Source organism: Amycolatopsis sp. VS8301801F10 (genome assembly GCF_046195355.1).
Lineage (GTDB): Bacteria > Actinomycetota > Actinomycetes > Mycobacteriales > Pseudonocardiaceae > Amycolatopsis.
In genome coordinates, this window is sequence record NZ_CP176065.1 from 1,262,319 (window position 1) to 1,278,856 (window position 16,538).

Consider the following 16,538-nt stretch of genomic DNA (forward strand, 5'->3'; position numbering starts at 1 on the left):
GATTAGGTCGAACCCATTGAATGGGTCAAGCACAAATTTAGGTCGGACCTAGTACACTGGACGGGGTGAGCCTCAGGGAGCAGAAGAAGCAGGAGACGCGGCAGACGATCTCGGCGGTGGCGACCCGGCTGTTCATTCAGCGCGGATTCGACCAGGTGACGATCGCCGAGGTCGCGGAGGCGGCGCGGGTCGCCAAGATGACCGTGACGAATCACTTCAGCCGGAAGGAAGACCTGGTCTTCGACATCCGGAACGACTTCGTGGACTGGCCGGCGAACCTGGTCCGGGCCGCTCCGGAGACGCCAGCGCTGATCGCGGTGCGGGACGGCTGCTTCGCGGAGCTGGACAAGGCAGGTCCGATGCTCGGGTTCGCGGACGTGTCCTTCGTGCGGATGGTGCGGCAGAGCGAACGGCTCACGTCCGCGCTCCGGGACATGCACGTCGACCGGGAGATCCAGCTCGTCGCCGCGCTGCTGGACCGGCATCCGGACCGGGACATGCTGTCGCGGGCGGCCGGGGCGCACCTCACGTCAGTGCTGCGGATTCTTCTCGACGACGTCTGGCATCTGATCTGGAAGGACGTCGAGCAGGACGAACTGGTGGAGCAGATCCGGGATTCCGCCGCGGTCGCGTTCGGCCAGCTGGAACCGGCGCTCGGCGACCTCTAACGCGCCGCGCCGACCGGACGCGCGGTCCGCAGTTCCGGCTCCGGCGCGCCCTCGACCTTGAGGACGCGGAGGTCGCGCAGCCGTTCCGGGGCGATCGGCATCAGCAGGTGCGAGAACCGCCGGATCACCAGCGCGGTGCCGATCGCGAGCGCGGCCGCGGCGAGGTCGGTGAGCGCGACCAGCAGGACGCTGTCCGCCATCGCCTGCACGCCCGGCCGGATCCGCCAGATGATCGTGACGATCAGCAGGACCCAGTTCGCCGCCCAGGTCGCCCACCAGCCGAGCACCAGCCGCGAGGGCTTCGGCCGTTCGTCGCGGGGACGGCGGAGCACAGCGTGTTCTAGTTCGCTGACCACGGACAACGCGAGCGGCAGGTTCACGAGCGGCACCAGCACGCCCACGAGCACCTGCCACACCGGCCGCGGCGGCACTTCCCCGGCCTCGTCGGCGGCGGCCTGCCGGGCGACCAGCAGCCACCACACCGAAAGCCCCGCGGGAAGCAGCGAAAAGATCGTGGTGAGCAGCCCGGCGAGCATGACGAAGGCGTCGGAGAACCCGACGACGCCGCTGTTCAGCGCGGAATCGCGGCTTTCCACGAGGAGCGCGTACCGCCAGCTCTCCGCCACCGCCGCGGTCACGGCGAGCACGGCGAACGTCCAGAGGATCGTCGTGAGACTCCGCGCGAGCACCGGGATCCGGTCGATCGGGCGGATTTCCCCGGACGCGGTACCGGGCACATTCGTCGGACGGCGCCAGGTCAGGTTCGGAAAGCCCCATCGCGGCGGCACCGGATAGGACGGCGGACCGGAGTAGGGCGCCGCGGGCACGGCGCGGCGACGGCGGACGGCACTCGGCGGCGGGGAGGCGACCCAGCGCAGTTTGGCCGCGCGCTTCGGCGGACTCGGCTGCGGTTGCGGCTGCGGCTGAGGCTGCTGTTGCGGCGCAGGCCGGTGGATCGCGCCCTGCGGAGCGGCGGTGAACGGCCGGGCGTACGCCGGGTGCTGGGAGTAGGCCTGCATCGGGTATTGCGGCTGGTACGGATTGGCGTACTGCTGGCCAGGATGCGCGGGCCCGGCTTGCGGCACCGCCCACTGGCCTGGCTGCCCAGGACCGCTGCCGAGCTGGCTGGACTGCGGCGACGGTTGCCCGGACCCCGCGATACCGCCGTGCTGACCGGAGCCCGTCGCCCCCGCGTCAACACCGCCAGAATGCGCCCCGAACTGCGAAGCCGCACCAGCCCAGCCCGCAGCGGACCCAGCCTGGCTCACCCCCGGCGAACCGCGCCCAGCCTCGCCTTGACCAGCAGCAACCGCCCCACCGGAGCCCTGCCCAGCCCGGTCCGCGCGGGAATCGTCCCCTCCGTCCCGGCCGAAGCCAGGGACGAACGACGCCGGATCCGAGGATTCCGGCGGCTCGGGACCAGACTGGGCAGGCATCCGTCAGAGAACCTCGGGTTCGGCGCCGGGGTTTTCGCTCACCATGCGACGGCCTTCGCGGGCCCAGGCTCCCATCCCGCCCGCGACGTTGACCGCGTCCCAGCCGCTCGCGTTCAGCCAGGCCGCGGCGCGCGCCGAGCGGCCGCCGGAGCGGCAGATCACGTAGACCGGGTCGTCCTCGGGGAATTCGGAGAGTTCGTTGACCCGCGCGGGCAGTTCGCCGAGCGGGATGTGCACCGCGGCGGGGGCGTGCCCGGCGGCCCATTCGTCGTCCTCGCGGACGTCGAGCAGGGCCACGTCCGCGGGCAGGTCGCGGACTTCAGCGGTCGGAATTTCAGCAGGGCTCACCACAGGTTCCATGCTCCCATGTCAGGACGTTGTACGCGTGTGAGGAACGCTAACCGCTAAGCCTTGCGGTGGCGTCCCCGGCCGGTGCGGAGCTTCTCGTCGGCCTGGCCGAACCGGGCGACCGCGCGGTCGCGCATCAGGCCGAGCGGGTCGGGGGCGTGCAGGCGCAGCATGATGTCGTTCACCAGTTCCGGGCGGCCGGACCGGGTCAGCCGGCTCACCACATAGGTCGCCAGGAACGCCGAGGGCACCGAGATCAGCGCGGGCTGCACGGTGAACCACGGCGTCTTGTCTCCGGTGTACTCGCACACGATGTTGTACGCCAGCGCGCTGAGCACCAGTCCGCCGCCGACGATCATCCCGGCCAGCGCGCCCGGCCAGCTGAGCTTGCGCCACCAGATGCCGAGCAGCAGCAGCGGGCTGAACGTGGACGCGGCGAGCGCGAACGTCATCCCGATCGACAGCGAGATGTCCTCGGTCCGGAAGATCAGCGTGAGCACCATCGGGCAGATCGCGACCAGCAGCGTCGCGACCCGGAAGTCCCGCACGCGGCCGGGCAGCAGGTCCGTCGACACCACCCCGGCCACGCTCACCAGCAGCCCCGAGCAGCTCGACAGGAACGCCGCGAACGCGCCCGCGGCCGTCACCGCGGCAAGGATCTGCCCCGGCCAGCCGGGCAACACCGCGGTCGGCAGCAGCAGCACGGCCGCGTCGGTGTTGCCGGTGAGCAGCAACTGCGGCACGTACATCCGCGAGAGCGCACCCAGCATCGTCGGGAACAGGTAGAACAGCCCGAGCAGCAACAGCACGTGCACGGTGGTGCGGCGCGCGGCTTTGCCGTCGGGGTTGGTGTAGAAGCGGACCAGCACGTGCGGCAGGCCCATGGTGCCGAGGAACAGCGCGAAAATCAGCGAGTACGTCTGCAGCAGGTCGGTGATGCCGTTCGACGCCGGATGCAGCCAGGCGTCGTTCGACGTGGGCGCGTCGCTCACGATCGGAACTGGGGTGCCCGCGGCGAATTCCAGCGTCGTCCCCGACGAAACCTTGTGCGGCACGAGCGGCGACCAGCGCGCCATGCCGCCCGCGGGACCGTCGTCGATGTGGCCGTGTGCGTAGAAGAACGTCTCGGTGGTGACCTTCACGGTCACGTCGGTCTGCACCGTCACCTTGGTGTCCGACGGGAACACCGGCGGCGCGGGCGCACCGAGCGCGCGCACGCCGCCCGGGCCGCCCCCGGCGAAGAAAACCATGCACAGCACGAAAGTCGGCACGGCGATCGCGAACAGCTTGAGCCAGTACTGGAACGCCTGCACCACGGTGATCGCGCGCATCCCGCCGGCCATCACGTTGACCGCGACCAGAACGATGACGAGAAGCGCGCCCGCCCACGCCGGTACCGGAACGATCTGCGCGAGCGTCAAACCGGCGGCCTGCAGCTGCGGGACCATGTACAGAATCCCGATGAACACCGCGCCCGCGGTCGCGAAGCGGCGCAGGCCGCGCGAACCGAGGCGGGCTTCCACGAAGTCCGGCAGCGTGTAGGCACCGGACCGGCGCAGCGGCGCGGCGACGAACAGCATCAGCGCGAGGTACCCGGCGGTGAAGCCGATCGGATACCAGGTCGCGTCGGCACCCTGCTTGAGCACCATGCCCGCGACACCGAGAAAGGACGCCGCCGACAGGTACTCGCCGGAGATCGCCGCGGCGTTGCGGCTGGAGCGCACGGTTCGGCGGGCGACGAGGAAGTCGTGCGTGCTGGTGGCCCCGCGCGACGAGCGGAAGCCGAGGTAGTAGGTCGCGAAGGCGACCAGCGCGAGGCCGGTCAACGTCCACGGGGTCAGCTGCACGGCGTGAATCCTCGCACGACCTCACGCTTCCCGGACGCGCCGCCACCAGCGAACGCATCCCCCGCGCGGGTCAGTTCTCGATCATGTCGACGAAGTCGCGTTCGTGCCGCTCGGCGAGCCGGTTGTACCAGAGGCCGACGGCGAAGAGGAACGGGAACGGAAGCAGGCCGAGCACGAGCCACGGGATCGGGATGCCGATCACGGTGAACCGCGAGACCGCCGGGAGGAAGTAGAACAGCGCGGGCAGCGTCCCGAGCACGGCCAGCACGAGCACCGCCAGCCACACCGACGTGCGCAGCTGCACCTTCACCAGGTCGCGGACCAGCAGTTTTCCCCAGCTGGTCTGCTCTTCCAGCTCGATCCGCCCGCGCATCCGCCCCGACGACTGCCGCGGATCGGCGAGCACGACCTTTTCCCGTTTCGGCCGCACATGCGCGGGTTCGCTGGACCGCGGAGCCGGTTCGGGAGCGGGCGGCACCGGTTCGACCACCGCGCGGTCCTCCGGCCGCACGCCCAGCGTCGGGTCCGGTTTGCGGACCCCGTTCGAGAGCCGGTGGTAAGGGTCTTCGGGCGAGGACATCGACGGTTAGCCGCCCCGGCCGGAGCCGACGATGCGGTCCTTCAGCGCCCGGGTGTGCCGGCGGCTGACCGGCAGGACTTTTTCCTCGTTGCCGATCACGACCTGGTAGCCGCCCTGGCCCATCCGCATTTCGGTGATCAGCGGCAGCGCGACCAGGAACGACCGGTGGATCCGCACGAATCCGGCCTTCTCCCAGCGTTCTTCCAGCTGGGCGAGCGGGATCCGGACAAGGTGGCTGCCCTCGGTGGTGAACAGCCGCGCGTAGTCGCCCTGCGCTTCCACCCAGCGCACCGACGAGCGCGGGATCAGCTTCGTGGTGCCGGCCAGTTCGACCGGGATGACCTCGTCGTCGTTCTTCACCGGCTCGGCGCCGCCCTGGCCGGCGGGCGGGCCCGCGATCGTGGCCAGCTTCTCGCGCACGCGCGCGACCGACCGGTCGAGCCGGTCCTGCTGGAACGGCTTCAGGACGTAGTCGACCGCGCCGAGGTCGAACGCGTTCACCGCTTCCTCGGCGTGCCCGGTGACGAACACCAGTACCGGCGACGGGTTCATCGCCGCGATCACGCGCGACATCTCCATGCCGGACAGGCCGGGCATGTCGATGTCGGCGAACACGGCGTCGACCGTCGGCAGGCCGTTGGCCCGCCGGGCAGCCAGTTCCGGGTCGTCGTGCGAGAACAGCCGCAGCGCGTCGGAGGCGTCCGAGGCCTGGAAAACGCGGTGGATGTGCGGGTTGTTCTGGAGTCCGTGGCTGAGTTCGTCCAGCCCGGCCAGCTCGTCGTCCACGGCGAGGACGATGAGTTTCCGGGTGTCGTCGTGAGCACTCACAGTGAGACGCATCCTGCCGATTGCGAGGTGCATTGTCCAGACCCGATTGGAGAGCGCACCGGGTGAGTGGCGTACCGGAGTCGCCACTCAGGTGCGGCTCAGAGCCCGAAGCGCGACCAGGCCGCCTTCGTGGTCACCGCGTCCAGCAGCGCGCTCGCCGCCGCGGGAGCCCCGATGCCGAGCCGGGCGAGCAGCGGTTTCTTCGGCTCCGCCACGGAAATCTCGGCGTCCGGGTACCGCTTGCGGACGATCTCGCGCAGCGAGCCGAGCCCGTCGACCAGCCCGAGATCGACGGCTTTCTGCCCGAGCCAGACGTCGCCGGTGAACAGGTCGGCGGAGTCGGTCAGCCGGTCGCCGCGGCGCTCCTTGACCCAGTCGACGAACAGTTCGTGCAGTTGGCCGTGCATGTTTTTCAGCCACTCGACGTCCTCGGGCTTCTCCGGGCTGAACGGGTCGAGCCGCGATTTGTTCGCTCCCGCGGTGTGCAGCCTGCGCTCGATGCCGAAGCGTTCGAGCAGCCCGGTGAACCCGAACCCGCCGCTGATGACGCCGATCGAGCCGACCATGGACGTCCGGTGCGCGTAGATCTCGTCGGCCGCGCAGGCCAGCCAATAGCCGCCGGACGCGGCGACGTCCTCGGCGAAGGCCAGTACCGGCACGCCTTTCTCGTCGGCCAGCTGCCGGATCCGCTCCGCGACCAGTCCGGACTGCGTCGGCGCGCCACCGGGCGAGTTGATCTGCAGTGCGACCGCCTTGAGCCGGTCGTGCGCGAACGCCCTGGTGAGCGCGGATTCGACGGCGCCGAGGTTGATCGCACCGCGAGCCAGCGGCGACGGCGTCGGCGTGATCACCCCGTGCAGCTTCACGACGGCGACCACGTCCTTGCGGTCGCCCCGGTCGCCGAGCACGGGAAGGCGGGAAGTCAGCTTGTCGGTGACGCTCATCTGCCCAGGCTAACCAGTTCAGTGCGCGGGCAGCATGCCCGAACGCGAGCCGTGCACTCCGTCGGGTTCCGGCTCCGGCTCGACCGGCGCGGGCGGCTGCGGCGGGACGTCGGCGGAGTAGTCCGGCATGTTCGGCCGCACGCCGAGCTTGAACTTGGGCACCCGCAGCGCGACCTTCATCCCCGCGCCCGGCGCGGTTTCGACGGTGAGCGCGTAGTCCTCGCCGAACACTTGCCGCATGCGCTGGTTGATGTTGCCGAGCCCGACGTGCGCGCCGGTGCGGTGCGCGTTGCGCAGGTCGGTGAGCTGCCGCGGGTCCATGCCGATGCCGTCGTCCTCGACCGTGATCAGCGCTTCGTGCCCGTCGTCCCGCGCGATCACCGTGACGCAGCCACCGCTCGGCTTGCTGGCCAGGCCGTGTTTGACCGCGTTCTCGACGAGCGGCTGAATGATCAGGAACGGCACCACGACGCTCAGCACCTCGGGCGCGATCTTCATCCGCACCTCGAGCCGGCCGCCGAACCGGGCGTTTTCGATGGTCAGGTAACGGTCGATGTTGCGCAGTTCCTCGGCGAGCGTGGTGTACATGCCGGACGTGCGGAACGAATAGCGCGTGAAGTCCGCGAAATCCTGCAGCAGTTCACGTGCTTCCTCGGGATCGGTGCGAATGAGCGCGGAGATCGTGTTGAGCGCGTTGTAGACGAAGTGCGGCGAGATCTGCGCGCGCAGGGCTTTGATTTCCGCCTGCTGCAGCTGATTGCGCGACTCTTCCAGCCGCGCCAGCTCGAACTGCGTGCAGACGAACTGGCCCACGGCTTCGGCCATCTGCACCAGCTTGCCGCGCGTGCGCCCGACCACGATGAGCGTGGCCTCGGCCTCGCCCTCGACGAGAATGGGCACGATCGCGGCGGTCTTCATCTTGCAGGTGCCGCGATGATTGCACGGCATCTTGTTGTGGTCGGCAACGGCGCGGCGATGTTTGCGCAACGCGGTCCCGATGTCCTCGACGACGTCCAGGTAGTGATCGGTGGCCTCGCCCGCCCAGGACAGCAGCGTGCCTTCACTGTCGGTGATGCCGACGGCGAGACAATCGAGCACCTCGAGCAGCTCCGCCGTCATCCGGTTGGCGGCCTCCTCGTCGAGCCCCGCCCGCAAATTGGGCGTGGCCTTGGACATCCGGTGGACGGCCTGGAGCACGGCGTCCTGGATGACCCCCTTGGGCCGGCGCGCCCGGAAGGCGAGGACCAGCACCACGATCACCAGGATGCCGACCAGGACCCACGGGACGACCAGCGCGTAGGGGAAGTCGGACACGACGTCCATGCTCTGCGCTCGACCGACCGGGTGCAAGGTCTGCTTCCCACTTTCTGTCCAGTAGCGACGACCGAGGGTGGGCAAACCCTACCGTTACTCCAGGTGAGCGTGAGGATCTTGCGCCATTCGGGTGGTGGAGGTGGCTGTGGGTCGCTGAGGAGTGGGGTGAAGGGACCGTTCATCACTACGGATGGTTAGGGGTGAAGGGACCCTTCATTGCTTGGCTGGTGCGGATGGTGGGTCTTGGTGCTCCGGGCTGGGGTGGGCGCTTCCGGCACGCCAGTTCTCTGGGGATGCGGACTGAATTCCGACGATGGACGACCGGGCCTGGCGGGCCTGACTATGGAAGACCGAGCTTGACGAGGCCGAATCCCGACGATGGACGACCGCGCCGCGACAAGGATGAATCCTGACGAGCACGACCGAGACCTCGCAAGCCCGAGTCCCGACAATGCACGACCGAGACCCGGCAAAGCCGAATCCCGACAATGCACAACCGAGGCCCGACAAGGCCGACTCCCGACAAAGCACGACCGAGGCCTAACAAGGCTGAGCCATGAGGGGGCGGAGCGACTTCTGCTGATGCGAGTCGAAGGCCTAACGATGTGACGCCAACCCCTGAAGTTCGCCGATCCGTCGACCCACGTCCGTGAGGGCCACCCTCACGGGCTCTGATTCCCTCACGGCCCGCACCCAACCGGAAGCACGGTGAAAGGACGACGGGAACCGCCACCGCTGCACCCAACGAGCGAGGCACCCATCCCCTCCCCCAACCCCGATACAAAGCCGCCCTGCGGTTCGGGGGTGCTTGTCAAGGCATCTTTCCCGCCTTGACAAGCACCCCCGAACCGTCAGCACAATGAAAAATCGGGGTGCCCCACGCAACCCATCAATAGCAATGTCGCCGCCAGGCGACGAGCCGCCCGAGAGACCTACTTCAACAACCGAGACATCCGCCGATCAGCCAACGGCTTCCCCCCAGTCTGACAAGACGCACAATACTGAAACGACTTATCCGCAAACGAAATCTCCCGAATAACATCCCCGCACACCGGACAAGGCAGCCCAGTCCGAGCATGCACCCGCAGCCCAGACCGCTTCTCCCCCTTCAGCCTCGCAGCCTTCTGCCCCACCGACCGCGAAACCGCGTCCGTCTCCACCTCGTGAATCGCCTCGGCCAAAACCTCTAACGCACCCTCGTCCAATTTCCCCACCGTCGCATAAGGCGACAGCTTCGCCCGATGCATGATCTCGTCCGAATAAGCGTTCCCGATCCCCGCGATCAACGACTGATCAGTCAACGCCCACTTCAGCCGCGTCCCCTTGCCCTGGAACAACTCCCGCAGCTGCGAAGCATCGACAGCCAGCGCGTCCGGCCCCAACCGCGCGACGCTGGCCACCTCGGTGGGATCCGCGACGATCCACACCGCCAGCCCCTTCTTCGTCCCCGCCTCAGTCAGGTCGAAGCCAGGACCGGAAGCCGACTCCAGATGCACCCGCAGCGAAATCGGCCCCTTCCCCGGCTTCAGCGGAGCCGGGGACAGCGCGTCCGACCAGCGCAGCCATCCAGCGCGCGCCAGATGGACCACCAGGTGCAGGTCGCCGAGCACGACATCCAGATGCTTCCCGTGCCGGGTCGCGTCGGTGATCTCGCGGCCGTGCAGTTCGGTATAGGGCGGCACCGCGGTCTTCAGCACGCTCAGCGACGCGACGTCCAGCCGGAAAACGGTGCTCCCCACGGCGTGTTCGCGCAGGTGGTGGGCCAGTGCTTCGACCTCGGGCAACTCGGGCATGGCACCAGTCTCGCGCGCCTGCCCGGTTCCGGCCAGGCCTATTCGACCGGGTGCAGCGGACCGTCGAAGTCCGGGAGGGAATGCCGCTGGATCGTCTTCGAGATCCGCTTCACCTCGCCGGACACGGTGAACATGCCGCGGATCGTGCCGACCCAGCGCTCCGACGGCCGGTCGCCCGCGACGTCGCCCTCGGTCTCGGCGACCACCGTCCACGGGCGGCGCAGGATCCACCGCAGCGGGAAGAACAGCACCACCAGCAGCAACGCCAGCAGCACCCACGCGGGCACCTTGACCACATCCGGCGTCCACACCACCAGCGCGATCACCAGGAAACCCATGACCACGATCATCGCGATGCCAGGTCCGTAACTGCCCGCGACGTCGTGTTCGAAATCGTCAGCGGTGGCGGGAGCCCGCCACTCCATCTGGGCACGGACCACCCAATGGCGACCGTCTTCGCCGCGCACCAGCCGGTTCATCCTGTTGCCTCCCGGGCGACGTCGAACTCGGTCAACGTTACCGTGACCGTGCCGTCGAGCGCGAGGTGCTCACTCAGAGTTACTGGCGGTTTGCCGGGTTTTGGCTGTTCGGGAGCTTGCGTCCGCTGCGGAATCGGCCGAACCGGTGACATCGTGCCCGGACGTGGAGTCCGTCCTGGCCGGCTTCGACGACCGGGAAGTCTTGAACCACTCGAACGACCTGGCCGACTTCGGGCAGTCCGCCGAGCCAGCGGAACCCGAAGACTTCGGAGCCGCCGGGGCGACGTGCCGCGACCCGGCCGGCGTCGACGTGACCGACGGCGGCACGTACGAATCCGGCGACGGCACATACGACGAGGTCGGCGGAGCGTACGTCGGACTCGTGCCGTCCGTCGTCGTGCTCAACACGCCCGGACTGGACGAGTTCGTGGACGTGTCCAGATCCGACCGCGACTCCGTGCTCGACGACCGGCTCGTCATCGGCGAACCCGAATGACCGCTCTCCTGACCAGGCAGGTCGTCGCGCGGCGTCGAGCCAGTCGAGCCAATCGACCCCGACGTCGTCGACGAGGACTGCTCCCCGGAAACCGGCTCCCGCACCGGCGGCAACGGCGGCACCTCGGCCGCGCCCACATGCTGCGAAACACCCGGACGCACCGCCACGTGCACCGGCCGCGCACTGCCGTACAGCTTCCCGGAAATCACCCGCGGACCCTGCTGCGCCGGCGGCGGAGGCTGCTCCGGCGGCTGCAACGCCAGCTCCGGCGCACCCCCGCCCAGCCCGACGTTCTGCACCGGATGCGACCCGAACACCAGCGGACCAGCGGTCAAACTCACCGCACCCGCCGCCGCGGTCGACGCCAGCGCCAGCCCGACCTTCACCTTCGAGCCGAACACCACGCTCTTCACCGTCGCGACCGCACCCGCGACCTTCCCGGCCCCAGCCAACGCCGGAACCGCCAGCACCAGCACCCCGGCGTGCGCCCGCAACGACGAACACACGTCCCGCAGCTCGTCCTGCGTCGCCCGGCACGACGCACACCCCAGCAAATGCGCCTTGATCCGCTCCGCCTCCGCGCCGGTGACACTGCCCGCGGTGAACCCGCCCAGCTTCTCCACCACCGCCCGGCACGTCTCCGGACCCCGGTTCACCGACAAATGCGCCTGCAAATACGCCGCCCGCAGCCCCTGCCGCGCCCGCCGCGCCAACGCCGCCGTCGCATTCGCCGACAACCCGAAATGCGGAGCCACCATCGCCGGCTGCTCGCCCTCGACCTCGGTCTGCCACAGCACCGTCCGCCACCGCTCCGGCAAACTCGTGAACGCCGTCGTGATCAACGTGTGCTCAGCCGTCCGCGCCGGCGTGTCCACCCCGGCGCCCGCCCGGAACGTCAGCTCGTCGTCCGTCACCGGAACATCGCGGCGAGCACCGTGCCACTCCCACGACACCCGGCGCGCGACCGTCAGCAAATAAGCCCGGAGGTAATCCCGCGGACCCGCACCGCGGCGCAACGCCTGCAGCACGCGGAAGAAGGTCTCCGCGGTGATGTCCTCCGCCTCGGAGCGATCAGCCGCGAGACTCTGCGCCAACCTGCGCACGGCCGCGGCATGCAGCTCGAACAACTCCCCGAACGCGGCGTCCTCGCCGTCGCGCAGCCGCTTCAAAAGTGCCTGCTCGTCGGATTCCGAGGCCGCTGGTGGCGGCGCCGTGCCCAGCTCGGTCATCCGGCAAGGCACCTCCTCCCCCGAAGGACTCACCACTGAAGTCGATTGGGGACACCATACGGAGCAGAGCGCCCGTCGTCACCCCTTGTGCGCTCGACGTGACGCGCAAGCACCACATCTCAGCAGGTCCAAGCCAATAACCGGGGCCCCCGAAAGTGTCATCGAGACGACGGTATAGAGTGTCTTTAACACCGAGCACCAAGCGGTTAACGCGGATGTAGCGCAGCTGGTAGCGCATCACCTTGCCAAGGTGAGGGTCGCGGGTTCGAATCCCGTCATCCGCTCAGTCCTGAGGGCCCTGTATCCACAAAAAGCGTGGATACGGGGCCTTCGCCATATCACCCGGGGGGCCGAGCCCCCCGGACCCCCACGGTGCGGGCGGTGCGGTTGCGAGGGTGGGGGCTTTGTAGCTTGCGGAGCAAGCGGAAGAAGGCGCGGAGCTTTGCGGAGCAAGCCGTAGAGGCGCGGAGCTTGCGGCGCAGGCGGGAGAGGCGCGGAGCAGGCGGAAGACGCGCGGAGCCAGGCGGAGGTTTTGACCGCTGGGTTATAGCTCGTAGGTGTCCAGGGCGGTGGGGGCTACTGGGGACAGGTGCGGGTCTTTTTGTTCCGTTACCTGGCCTCTTGCCATTCGGTACACCTGGAAGGCGTTGTCGTGTTCTGGGTCTTGGTCGTCCCAGATGTGGAGCAGGCCGTAGGAGCCGGGGGCCAGTTCTCCTACTCGGGCGAAGGTTTCCAGGAGCTGGGGGGTGATGGCTCCGCCGTGTTTGTCTAGACCACCCAGATGGAGCATGGGCAGGCCTTCGCTCCAGCGGAGGTCCACCAGGTCCAGCAGGGTCGCGTTCTGCAGGGAGCGGTGGACCCGTTCCACCAGGCGCTCCAGCAGAGCTGCGTCGTCGTCGCCCGTTGCGGTGGCGGCGATGGTCACCCAGCCGTGGTATTCGAACACGTGCGAGACGGTAGCAGCGGGCCTCGCTCAGCGGGTCAGCGCAGAGGGCTGGCCGTCCCGGCGCAGCTGGTTCGTGAGGATGCCGTCAGCGTGCTTTTCCACCGCGGGAAGCAGTTTCTCGCCGAAGACGCACAGGGTGCGCTCCCACGGGTGGCCCAGCGTGCCGTAGCTGAAGTCCTCGGCCAGGAACAGGTGGTAGTCGCCGCGCGGGAAGACCGAGACCGGCCACGGCGCGTCCGGCCGCATGCGGTGCGGCCAGAACTTGAACGACTGGTGCTGCCAGTGCAGCACCCACAGCCACTCGTCTTCGGCGGTGATCTCCTGCAACGCGGCCAGCACCGCGCGGGCCACGTCGTGCTCTTCCACCGCGTACGGGCCCAGGCGGAACTCGGCCGAGGCGCGGTCGTACTCGCCGGTCGACAAATCCCAGGCAGCCGACGGACTCGGCTCATGGAAACCAGGCCAATCGTGCGCGAAGGTGCTCGGCCAGAACCTGAGCTTGTCGTGCACCCAATACCAAGCGGGTTCGTCGGCCACTCGCGAGAGCGGCTCCCAGGCTGCAGCAGCGTTCACTTGTCGACCTCGAAGTCATCGACCGGGCTCGAAACTGCCGAAAGCTTCGTGTCCGGGGCCAGGATTGTCCAGTCCACTGGAGCCGAGCGCCAAGCTGTCACTCGACCGGGTGGCCCGCGGACCGGGGAGAACGCCCCCGGTCCGCAGGTTCCTTACCCGAGACCCCCGCCGGTCATGCACGCCAGGCGTTATGCGGCACGCCACAGCGTGACGAACGCCGACGCCTCGCTGAACGCCCACGGCCGCAACCGCTCCCGGTCCCGCGCCGACAAGGTGAACTCCTTCGCCCGGCGCACGTCCACCACCAGCGCCTCCCCGCCCGGCAGCAGCTCCGGCATGCCCTCGGTGAGCAGCCACAACGCGAGCTGCGCGGCGTCCCGGGTGAGCGGCTCCTCCTTGAAGTACAGCCAGGTGGCGAACCGCCGGCCGTTCGCCTTCCGCAGCCCCAGCTGCGGGCTGATGCCGATCTCCAGCTCACCGAGCGAGAACTTCGCCCGCCCGACCTCGATCAGCTTCGGGTCGCGCCTGCCGAGATAACGCAGCCAGCCCTCGGCGATGGCGGCGTAATGCGGCCGCGTGCGCTCGTCGGCGTTGTTGACCAGCGCCCGCATGGCGACCTCGTCCTGCCGCGCCGCCCGGCCGGCCCGAACCGCGTTCGCCGCGCGCCGGTAGTAGTTGAACGCCGCCCGCGCCGGATCCTCGTACAACCGGCGCTGCCTGCGGACGAACGACGAACGCGACGGGCCCTTGCTGGCGCTGTACCCGACGAACGTGGGCAGCGTGACGTATGCCGACTTCGGAGCACTCATGGGCGGCCGCCTTCCGATGGATGGTTTCCCCAGTACACGGCCAATTTTAGAACATATGTACGGCAGTTTTTGCCGCTTAACGGGTGACCGGCGGCCAGGGACCGGCCAGTACCGTCCGCGCCTGCTGCAGCACCTGTTGCTCGCAGTAGCTGACCGGCGTGACGTCGGTCGGGATCCAGGTCGCGAGCATCGCCAGCCACTGGCGCAATTCGGACAGGGCGACCGGCTGGCCGAGCCGTCCGTCGAGGGCTTTGACGCTCTTCGCCGCTTCCGCGAGCGGGACGTCGCCGCGCACCATTTCGCCGAGGTGTTCGCCCATCAGCTGCCACTGCGCCGCGGTCGCGTCGGCCGGGAGTTCGATGCCCAGCTCCTCGACCACGTGCGAGAAGGCGACGGAAACCGCCTGGTGATTGCGGTGGTCGAGACCGGCGAGTTCGGGAAGGGAGGGAGCTTCGAGGCCCTCGCCGACAGCCCGCGCCCCGGCCTCGACGAGTTCGGCAGCGGTGATGTCGAGACCGGCGAGCCGATCCACGGCAAGGGCGGCGAGCGCACCGCGCGCGGAGGACATGCTCCCCATCGTACGGAGACGCGGCGATTTCCCGTCCGCCGCGAACCGGGTGCCTGATCTGGGCTGATCTTGCGCACCTGAGCCCCACGGAGCCGGGGCGCGTGGAACACTATCGCCCGAACCGGTGACAGGGGGTTGCGTGATGAGCTGGCAGGAAGAGCTCCGGCGCTTGGACGCGGAGTTGGCCGCCGGCCGCCTCGGACACGCCGAACACCGCCGCCAGCGCGACGAACTGCTCGCCGAGGCGTCGGGCGGCGGGGCGGCTTCGCCAGTGGCGTCGCCGTTGCGGCAGGACAGCGGATCCCCGACCTGGAGCGCCCCGGCTCCCCAGGCGACTCCCGGCACGGACGGCCAGCAAGCCCCGAGCCCCTCCACCGAGAGCAGCACGCCGGAACCAGCGGGCACTCCGCACACCATCGCGACGATGACCGGACGCGGTCCGTTCGACGACCCGGCGATCGTGCGCCGGATAGGACCGGACGTAACCGTTTCGTCGAGCACTCCGTCCACGGACACCGCCGCACCTTTCTTCCCCCCGCCGCAAAGCCCGGCCGCGCCGCCGCGCCAGGTCACCCCGCCCGCACCGCACCAGCCCCAGCCGCAGTTGCCCGCGCAGCCGGGGACCTGGCCGGGCGTGGCTCCCGTGCAGTGGCACACCCCGGGCCAGCAACCGGGCCAGCAACAGCCGAGCCAGCCCGTCGTCGGATGGGCCAGCACCAACCCGGCGATGCCCGCACCGGAACCGCCCGCGGTGGAGTCGTTCCTGAACTCCGCGACGACGGCCCCCTCGGCCGAGAAGCCCGCCTTCTCGCACACCCCGGGCACCCCGTTCTCCACCGACCGCCCGACCACCGCGCCGAGCCCCGCCGACGACCGGCCCACCGCGGTCTTCGGCGCGATCCCGGCGAACGGCGCCCAGCCGGAGCCGCGCCGCCTCTGGGAGGACGACGCCAAACCGCGCCGGTCCAAGCCGACCTGGTTGTTCCTGTCGCTGGCCGTGCTCGTGGTGCTGGCGCTGGTCGCCGGCGGCATCTGGTTCCTCGGCACGAAGAACGACGCGAACGACTCGGCAACGCCGCCGCCCGCCACCGCGTCCGCGCCGAACACCCAGCCGGCCTCGCTCGAGGACAAGCTGCCCGCGCTGCCGGGCACGCCGAGCCCGGAAAACTCGACCATGGCGCTGGACAAGGCGGTCCAGGCCAAGGCCGTCTCCGATGCCGACGCGAACCTCATGCGCGCGGCGGGCGCGGACCAGCTCGTCTACCACGCCTACGGCAGCCCGGACGGCGGCACGACGCTGATCGCCGTCCCCACGCCGTCCAAGGCCCAGGCCGGTCAGCTCGTCCAGGGCCTGCGGCAGAACCTCGTCACCGGCGGCTTCGACAGCAGCCCGCTCGGCCCGGCGGCCACCGATCTGCTCTACACCGGGAGCAGCCCGGCCGGACGCGTGCTGGCCTTCTGGTACACCTCCGGCGGCGTGTCGGTCGGCATCGGCGTGTCGGGCCCGGTCGGCCAGGATCCGGCGGCGCTGCGGTCCCGGATGGAACAGATCCGCGCGAAGGTCGCCGCCGCGCTGCCCGCCAGCTGAACATTCCCCAGCGCACAAGGCGACCCGCCAGGTCACGTGGGGTCGCACCCGTGCACAATGTCCCACGTCGTCACACACAATCGGGTAGCGAC

General features: G+C 69.4%; 16 protein-coding genes and 1 tRNA gene. 3 read left to right on the forward strand and 14 right to left on the reverse strand.

Features of this window, described 5'->3' with window-relative positions; all coding sequences use genetic code 11:
* The first annotated feature begins 65 nt into the window (after positions 1–65).
* Positions 66–668, forward strand: coding sequence for a TetR/AcrR family transcriptional regulator (locus tag F9C11_RS06140; RefSeq protein ID WP_409183934.1), 603 nt, complete (start codon positions 66–68; stop codon positions 666–668).
* Here the strand turns inward: F9C11_RS06140 and F9C11_RS06145 are convergent.
* The 10 genes from F9C11_RS06145 to F9C11_RS06190 form a co-directional block, all read right to left on the reverse strand.
* Positions 665–1,753, reverse strand: coding sequence for a DUF4328 domain-containing protein (locus F9C11_RS06145; RefSeq protein ID WP_409183935.1), 1,089 nt, complete (start codon positions 1,751–1,753; stop codon positions 665–667). The genes F9C11_RS06140 and F9C11_RS06145 overlap by 4 nt on opposite strands.
* 354 nt (positions 1,754–2,107) lie before the next feature.
* Positions 2,108–2,464 carry a rhodanese-like domain-containing protein gene (locus tag F9C11_RS06150; protein WP_409183936.1) on the reverse strand — a complete coding sequence of 119 codons (357 nt, stop codon included), beginning with the start codon at positions 2,462–2,464 and terminating at the stop codon, positions 2,108–2,110.
* Between the two features lie 44 nt (positions 2,465–2,508).
* Positions 2,509–4,299, reverse strand: coding sequence for a cation acetate symporter (locus tag F9C11_RS06155; protein ID WP_409183937.1), 1,791 nt, complete (start codon positions 4,297–4,299; stop codon positions 2,509–2,511).
* Positions 4,300–4,369: 70 nt separating this feature from the next.
* Positions 4,370–4,879, reverse strand: coding sequence for a hypothetical protein (locus F9C11_RS06160; protein WP_409183938.1), 510 nt, complete (start codon positions 4,877–4,879; stop codon positions 4,370–4,372).
* 6 nt (positions 4,880–4,885) lie between these two features.
* Positions 4,886–5,719, reverse strand: a complete 834-nt coding sequence (locus F9C11_RS06165) for a LytR/AlgR family response regulator transcription factor (RefSeq protein ID WP_409183939.1) — start codon at positions 5,717–5,719, stop codon at positions 4,886–4,888.
* A gap of 86 nt (positions 5,720–5,805) precedes the next feature.
* A complete protein-coding gene (locus F9C11_RS06170; protein WP_409183940.1) occupies positions 5,806–6,651 on the reverse strand; it encodes a S49 family peptidase in 846 nt (281 codons plus the stop codon).
* A gap of 18 nt (positions 6,652–6,669) precedes the next feature.
* Positions 6,670–7,974, reverse strand: a complete 1,305-nt coding sequence (locus tag F9C11_RS06175) for a sensor histidine kinase (RefSeq protein ID WP_409183941.1) — start codon at positions 7,972–7,974, stop codon at positions 6,670–6,672.
* A 923-nt stretch (positions 7,975–8,897) separates the two neighbouring features.
* Positions 8,898–9,758: a DNA-formamidopyrimidine glycosylase family protein gene (locus F9C11_RS06180; protein ID WP_409183942.1), complete on the reverse strand. Its 861-nt coding sequence runs from the start codon at positions 9,756–9,758 to the stop codon at positions 8,898–8,900.
* Positions 9,759–9,796: 38 nt separating this feature from the next.
* Positions 9,797–10,237 (reverse strand): DUF983 domain-containing protein, encoded by a 441-nt coding sequence (locus F9C11_RS06185; protein ID WP_009085725.1) that lies wholly within the window; start codon positions 10,235–10,237, stop codon positions 9,797–9,799.
* A gap of 69 nt (positions 10,238–10,306) precedes the next feature.
* Entirely contained in the window at positions 10,307–11,962 is a 1,656-nt protein-coding gene (locus tag F9C11_RS06190; protein WP_409183943.1) for a zf-HC2 domain-containing protein, read from the reverse strand.
* A gap of 211 nt (positions 11,963–12,173) precedes the next feature.
* Between F9C11_RS06190 and F9C11_RS06195 the strand changes: the two genes are divergently transcribed.
* A tRNA-Gly gene (locus tag F9C11_RS06195) sits at positions 12,174–12,246 on the forward strand.
* Positions 12,247–12,506: 260 nt separating this feature from the next.
* On the opposite strand, the gene F9C11_RS06200 is transcribed toward F9C11_RS06195, so the two are convergent.
* The 4 genes from F9C11_RS06200 to F9C11_RS06215 form a co-directional block, all read right to left on the reverse strand.
* Positions 12,507–12,908 carry an Imm7 family immunity protein gene (locus tag F9C11_RS06200; RefSeq protein WP_409183944.1) on the reverse strand — a complete coding sequence of 134 codons (402 nt, stop codon included), beginning with the start codon at positions 12,906–12,908 and terminating at the stop codon, positions 12,507–12,509.
* A 27-nt stretch (positions 12,909–12,935) separates the two neighbouring features.
* Positions 12,936–13,445, reverse strand: a complete 510-nt coding sequence (locus F9C11_RS06205) for a DUF2716 domain-containing protein (RefSeq protein ID WP_409186826.1) — start codon at positions 13,443–13,445, stop codon at positions 12,936–12,938.
* Positions 13,446–13,669: 224 nt separating this feature from the next.
* Complete coding sequence (locus F9C11_RS06210; RefSeq protein ID WP_409183945.1) at positions 13,670–14,290, reverse strand: hypothetical protein; 621 nt, start codon at positions 14,288–14,290, stop codon at positions 13,670–13,672.
* Between the two features lie 76 nt (positions 14,291–14,366).
* Positions 14,367–14,858 (reverse strand): hypothetical protein, encoded by a 492-nt coding sequence (locus tag F9C11_RS06215; protein ID WP_409183946.1) that lies wholly within the window; start codon positions 14,856–14,858, stop codon positions 14,367–14,369.
* Between the two features lie 142 nt (positions 14,859–15,000).
* Here F9C11_RS06215 and F9C11_RS06220 point away from each other — a divergent pair, with 142 nt between their 5' ends.
* Positions 15,001–16,446, forward strand: a complete 1,446-nt coding sequence (locus F9C11_RS06220; RefSeq protein WP_409183947.1) for a hypothetical protein — start codon at positions 15,001–15,003, stop codon at positions 16,444–16,446.
* The last annotated feature ends 92 nt before the right edge of the window (positions 16,447–16,538 follow it).